At 58.0% G+C, this 5931-nt stretch carries 5 protein-coding genes; all 5 read right to left on the bottom strand.

What is annotated here, in order from left to right:
* Window positions 1-51: 51 nt before the first annotated feature.
* Window positions 52-828, bottom strand: coding sequence for a Qat anti-phage system TatD family nuclease QatD (qatD, locus tag VMU57_RS01730; protein ID WP_325380164.1), 777 nt, complete (start codon window positions 826-828; stop codon window positions 52-54).
* 6 nt (window positions 829-834) lie between these two features.
* Window positions 835-2202, bottom strand: a complete 1368-nt coding sequence (qatC, locus tag VMU57_RS01725) for a Qat anti-phage system QueC-like protein QatC (protein WP_325380162.1) — start codon at window positions 2200-2202, stop codon at window positions 835-837.
* Window positions 2199-2882 carry a Qat anti-phage system associated protein QatB gene (gene qatB / locus VMU57_RS01720; RefSeq protein WP_325380168.1) on the bottom strand — a complete coding sequence of 228 codons (684 nt, stop codon included), beginning with the start codon at window positions 2880-2882 and terminating at the stop codon, window positions 2199-2201. The genes qatC and qatB overlap by 4 nt, the downstream gene beginning before the upstream one ends.
* 203 nt (window positions 2883-3085) lie before the next feature.
* Window positions 3086-5074: a Qat anti-phage system ATPase QatA gene (qatA, locus tag VMU57_RS01715; protein WP_325380166.1), complete on the bottom strand. Its 1989-nt coding sequence runs from the start codon at window positions 5072-5074 to the stop codon at window positions 3086-3088.
* Between the two features lie 44 nt (window positions 5075-5118).
* On the bottom strand, window positions 5119-5901 hold the full coding sequence (locus VMU57_RS01710) for a hypothetical protein (protein ID WP_325380160.1): 783 nt from the start codon (window positions 5899-5901) through the stop codon (window positions 5119-5121).
* Window positions 5902-5931 lie beyond the last annotated feature (30 nt).

Below are 5931 nucleotides of genomic sequence, written 5' to 3'. Positions count from 1 at the left end.
TCTTCACCGGAGCCTTCGTGGCTCTGGAAGGCCAATTGATGATTTAGACCGTCAGATGCTCGCTTGATCTGTCAGTGCGCCCGCGGCGTCCAGGATGGCCTTGAGATTTCCGCAGATCGTCGCAGCCATCTCATCTGCCGTGATTTGGCGTAGATTCGCGATCGTTTCTACTGTGACCGCTACATCCGCTGGACAGGCCGGGCGTCCGCTAACTTGCGTGAACGGCCCGTCGGTCTCCGTAAGTACACGGTCAGAGGGTAAGCTGGCAATCAGGTCACGTCCTCTGTCGGTCCGGAGCATCTGACCGTTAACTGAGAAATAGCAGCCAAGATCCACAGCGCGTCGGGCCTCCGCTTTCGAGCCCGTAAACCAGTGAAGGACCGTCTGTCCATATCTGGACGGCAGGTGCGCTTCGATGAGGTCGAGGACCAGTGTCGTCGCCCGGACGCTGTGGACGGTCAGAATCTTACCTCCGGCTTTGGCGCATTGCTTCAAGACGCGTTCGAATATCTGTTTTTGAAGGTCAAGCGATCGGTAGTACCGCGGACCGGCATCCAGTCCTATTTCACCGACATAGCGCGTCTGAGGCAGGTAAGTCTCCCAGAGCGCAATCTCATTGTGACGTTCCGCGACGAGTTGGGGGTGAAGTCCGAGGCTCGCGCGAACGTAGCGGGTTAGCCGCGAGATTTCTAAGTTGCGGGGCCACGCTTTCGGCGTTGTCGTCACGGCGAGGGTGTAGACACACGCTTCTTCTGCCTCCTTCACGGCTGATTCAAAGCTGGGATAGAGGTCAAGATGACAATGAAAATCGACAAGGGATGGATTCATGAGGAATCAGCTCGGTGCAGCTTGGACGCCGGTCAGCAGCTCCGCGAGTTCGTCTAGCCCACGCCGGTAAACGTCGGCAAGAGCCGTTTTTTGGGCCGGGGATTCGTCGGTGAGCGGGCCGGGCTTGTGAATAAGAAGTGCCGCCAATTGAGGTCTTTGGTGTAATCGCTCAATGGCGAATTGAAACGACCGCACTTGCTTTCCTTCCGCCTGGCGAGTGTCGAGGACGTGAGCAGCAAGGTTCGGAATAGTGTAAGCGGTGGGATCGGTTGCCCCAAGGCCTTTGAGGATCGCCGCGCGCCGTATCAGGCATGGCAGGCAAAACCCGCAATGTTCAATGCCTCTGCCGTGCCACCGGCCTTTGGTCGGAGAAGCACAGGAGAGCGCATGGGGAAGCAACCGTGACAGAAGTGCACGGTTGGCACAATTTGCGACCATCTCGCCCTTGGTCTTGTCCCAATAAGGATTCTCAACACGGCCCTGGATACCCAGTGCGGCCAAGAGATCATTCCAACGGGCCATGTAGAAGGGATGCGTGGTTCGGGTGCTGAGAGCGCCGAGCCGGAGAGGATCGAGCGGGACATTCAGCGCGATGAGTCCGTTTTCCGGCACGCGCAAGGTGAAGGAACCTGGGAGTCCCGTTCCGGCAAAGACACCGGCTGCGAAAAACAGGAAGGATCTGCCGCGTGTTGTTTTTTCGGAGGCGACGTTGCGGACGAGGCCATCGGGAAAAGTCATCCAGATTCTCAAGCGGTCGAAACCTTGACGCGGATAGTTTCTCTTCAAACCCTGGAAAAGACTGTCTTGAGAAGCGCTAGTGGCCCCTTCAGCGGCGTGGCTGATGAACAGTGGCACGAGACCTGGTTCAAGCGAATCGATTGCACCTATGAGGCTGTCGAGGCCGCCCGAGAACAGCGCGAAACTATTGAAGGGCGGAGGGTTCAATCCTGTCGGTCTGGTCGGCACTGCCGCTTCGAAACCGGCAGGACGCGGCCTGAAGCCGAGCGTCCATCGATCGCCGGTGAGGAAGTTGAGCATTCTTTGAAGAAGCGCTGTCGCTGCTGACCATCGCGCGGGATCGCTGACGGGAACGACAAGGCGTATCTCTCGTGTCCACGTGTCCTGGGATTCCGTGGTCCGGGAAATGCGGGTGTCGGCCGCCTGAACATGTGCCGCGAGCACGAGGAGATCGAGCCCCATTTCGGACGGGAAAACTCCTAGTCCGGCGAGATCGTCGAGCGCCTGGCCGATTCCGTGTTCAAGCCGTCGTCTGGCCACGACGAACTCTAGCCGGGTGCGGACCTCACCTTCGGCCGTTGGGATAGGGAGGCGATCAGATGTCCCGAATCGTCCGATGATAACGTGACGCCTCATGATGATTCCGCCTCGGCGTCACCCATCGTTTGCAGAATGCTGAAGGCCTGCTCATACACTCCTGTAACAATTCCCAGAACGGTAGCGGGCGTGAGCGCTTGCATGTTGATTTGTGCTCTGGTGAGCGCGTCAGAGACGCTGCCACGGATAAAATCGAGAAGTTGCTCCTGCACGGTTGCAGCGTCTGATGGATCGGAAGGGAGGGTTATGGACTTTGTGCCGATGTCGTTGCACAGGCGTGCTTCGATCGCATGAGCTGCGTACAGTTCGAAGATAGTTTGCATTTGATCAGCCGTAAGAGCGTCGATATCGGTGATCCCGTTCTCGGCCAGTTCGGTGATGGTTTCGATGAAAGCTTCTCTTGCGATGCCTTCGTCTACGGTGCCACCATCCTGGCCCTGACAAACGTAATCCATGAGTCCCAGAAAGACTTCTTCGATCGGGCGTCCGGCAAGGCTTTGGAGATTGAGCGCGCGTAACGCTTCGCGAGGCCCATTGACAGTTGCGCCAGAGAGGAAGTTGAGAAGCCTGGCGCCTGCGGCGCACGATGCGCCCATTCGCTGAGCTGCCGCACGGCTCCCGCCCGCAGCAGTCGACACATATTGCGATACTGCACGACCGAGACTCGCGCGGTCCGTGCCGCCTGATGTGGCAAAGCGTGAGAAATTATTTCGTGGCATCGTGAAACGGTCTGCGGCGGCGGCGGCCGGGATCGCTGGGAGGACAGGGGGCATCGGGACTGGGGTCGGTCCAGTGTGTTGGTCAGGCGGGGTAGATGGTGGTACCGGGGCAGGCGGTGCCGGTGCAGGGTCACTGGAGCCAACCCAGCTAGGGACAAGCGGCGTGCCGCCGCCAGGGCCGCCGTAGGAGTTGGACGTGCCCATCAGCGTACGATCCCTTGCCTGCGCGTGCGCAGCGTACCGCTCGCTGCTCCTTTGAGAAACTGGCTGCCGTCCCTGCTCCAGGCTTCGAGGAGTTGGTCATAACGCTGGCTCATGGCCGGCTCCTTGATGGCGACTTCCCAGCCCCCACAGGCCCAAGGGCCGAGGCGATTGCGTGGCAAGGCTTCGAGAAAGTCGAGGAGATTACCTTGCAGGCCCGGATGTGCCTTGACAAGAATAGCGATGCCGGGGGCACCGGCAGGTTCAGTGTCGAACGCGTCGCTGCTCAGAATTCGTGTACGGACTGCCTCAAAAACCTGACCCGCCTCAGCTATGGCGAGTTGGCGCAATTCGGTCTCCATCGCCTGAACGACAATCTTGGGTCCGAGCAATTTCTCGGCGACTGTAGCAAGGCGTCCGAGGATGGAGGTCGCGCCGAAATAATCCTTGCGGTCTTTTGCGACGAAGAGATAGGGACGCAGGTCCAAGGTCCCGATCGCGGGAGCGATACGCGCCCATGACTGGAACGCAGGTGCCGAAAGCCATTCGGTGACCAGGGCACTTTCAGCCGGCTTGACAACCTCCAGCTTCGCGGGGCCTTTGGCGCGTGCAGGTGTTTTCGATTCAGTGGCTTCCTCGGCCGGTTTTGCTGATCGGTGGTTGGTTCCCGCGAGCGCAGATTCCAATGCGGCCAACTCAGGGCAGGTTCCGTCGTTGGAGGAGGCTGCCGCAGTCGCAATCTGGTCGAATAGGCGAGGGAGAAACCGTTCGGCGAGCATCAACTTGGCGAGAACGGGCAACTTTACCTCGTCGCCGAATCCGCGGGCTTTGGCGGAGGATTGTCGCAGCAGAAGCGTGTTGAGGAATCGCTTGATCTGCCGTGGATTTCCCTTGGTACCGCTGGCAAGGATCGGACCGATCTGGTCGCTCAGCATCAGCGCATTCTGTGCCCTGTCTGCTTTTTCTGCTAATGCAGACTTGACGGTAGCGGCATCGAGTGCGCCAGCCGTCCAGGGGCGTTTCAGCCGCTCACGCGCGACAGCAATGAGCCTTGCGAAGGCCAGGTCGTTCTCGCCGACCTCGGCACCAATCAGGAGAAGGGTGACATAGATGCGGGTCTCGGTCTCTCCCAAAGCGGGAATACGAAACGGTATCTGAATCAGCTTTTCAAGATAGTTCCGTGCGTATGTTTGGGGTCCAGTGGTGTCTGGAAGATCAGGAAAGTGCTTGCGGACTGCGTATTCAATCATAGCTTCGTCGGCGGCGACGACGAATGCGGTGCGTGACGTGAAAACGAACAGGCGCACAGCTTCCAGTGTTTCGATCGCCGTATCCGGAAGGCAGCGGTCCAGATCATCGATCAGTACCACCAGTTGGTCGATCCCGGCTTTATCGAGGAGATTATCGAACGCCTTACGAAAACCAGCTATTTCCTCCGGGACATTTTTCGTTTCGGAATTCTCTTTAAGAATGCTCTGCACACCGGATACCGCTGATTCAACATTTTCCTTTGTAAGTTTTGTGGGGTCGGCTGACCAACCTTCAAGCGTGTCGAGGAGGGCGTGAATCCCGAGAGTATGCGCGCCGAGACCGTGAGCGCCGGCGTAAGCGGTGAGGGCGAGCCCACCAGCTTTCTTGGCAAGTTTTAGCAGGTCGATACGGTGAATGATCTCCTTTACTGCGTCTCCAGCTTTGGTCAGCAGGGGGCGCTTTTCAATCAGGCCGGTAACGATGCCCTCGATCAGGGCAATCTTGGCGTCCTCAAAACCTTGAAATCGCCAGCCGTTGAACTTGAGGCAGAGGACGCGGTCCTGTGCATTGAGTGCGACCTCGATCATCTCCAGGACGCTTGATTTGCCGGCGCCCCAGTCACCGTGCACGCCGATTGTTACCGGCTGATCCGGGCGTTCTCGCAACAGCATGACGATCGTCTTGGCTATGGCCTCGTTGTTGAGGAGGTCAACTTTGGTTTCGTTATCTGACAAGATCATGGTGGCCACTTCTCAATCTGTTCTGGGACGGGTTAGTCGCCCGCTCACTCCCACGTCGAGGTCTTGAATCCAAGGCTCTTTGCATTCTCTGACACCGCGCGCTTGATCTGGTCAGTGGCGCCGTTCGGAAAATCGGCAGTGATTTCCACTGTGATCTTGAGTTCGGCTTGGGGATCAGAGGCGAGATTGCTGATAATTTCTTCTGCCAGTTGCACGAGCCGCATCTTCGCCGTCGCCGGATTCACTTCCACAGAGCCATAAAACGATTTCGCTTTCCCCGTGCCAGTCGCAGGAACGGAGCTTGCTCCACCAATCGGGGATTGCAAAGGCGAAGACCCACCATCAGGCGCTCCTGCCGGCGGCGGAGCGTCCCCAGACTTTGGTCTCAGGTCTGCGGGCAAGTTAGTTTCATATCGCTTCGCAACTTCAGGCTCGATCAGCAGCAGGGTGTCGTCGAGTTGAACGTTGGCGTCACCGAATTTGAATCCCTCAAAAACATCGCCGGTCTGACCGTATGCAGTGCCGAAGAAATCTTTACTGCCCGCGCCCTTAATGATGGCTTGTTCCAGCACGTCGCGACCATTGAGGCGTGGCAAATAGAGGTAGCGCTGCATGTCTTCCCAGAAAGTCATTGCATTCACAGCGTCCTTGCCATCTTTCCAGTAGAGCTTTTTCAGCGTGTCGCGCAAATGTATCGGAGACCATGCGCTGATAACCAGCTCATTGTCGTGACATACCCGCTGGATTTCAGCGCCCAACGCCGAGCCACTGGTGTTCAGTGGGAATGCTTCGATAGTAGGTTGACGATCTGCGGGTGTGGCCTGCACCGGGCATAGGAGCCACTTGTAGCACTCTCG

It is taken from the genome of Edaphobacter sp., assembly GCF_035532915.1.
Taxonomy (GTDB): domain Bacteria; phylum Acidobacteriota; class Terriglobia; order Terriglobales; family Acidobacteriaceae; genus Edaphobacter.
This window is presented reverse-complemented; position numbering and strand designations above follow the sequence as displayed.

Excerpts from the sequence above, each read along its gene's own strand:
- qatD (WP_325380164.1), bottom strand. The coding sequence starts at position 828 with ATGAATCCATCCCTTGTCGATTTTCATTGTCATCTTGACCTCTATCCC.
- qatC (WP_325380162.1), bottom strand. The coding sequence starts at position 2,202 with ATGAGGCGTCACGTTATCATCGGACGATTCGGGACATCTGATCGCCTC.
- qatB (WP_325380168.1), bottom strand. The coding sequence starts at position 2,882 with ATGCCACGAAATAATTTCTCACGCTTTGCCACATCAGGCGGCACGGAC.
- qatA (WP_325380166.1), bottom strand. The coding sequence starts at position 5,074 with ATGATCTTGTCAGATAACGAAACCAAAGTTGACCTCCTCAACAACGAG.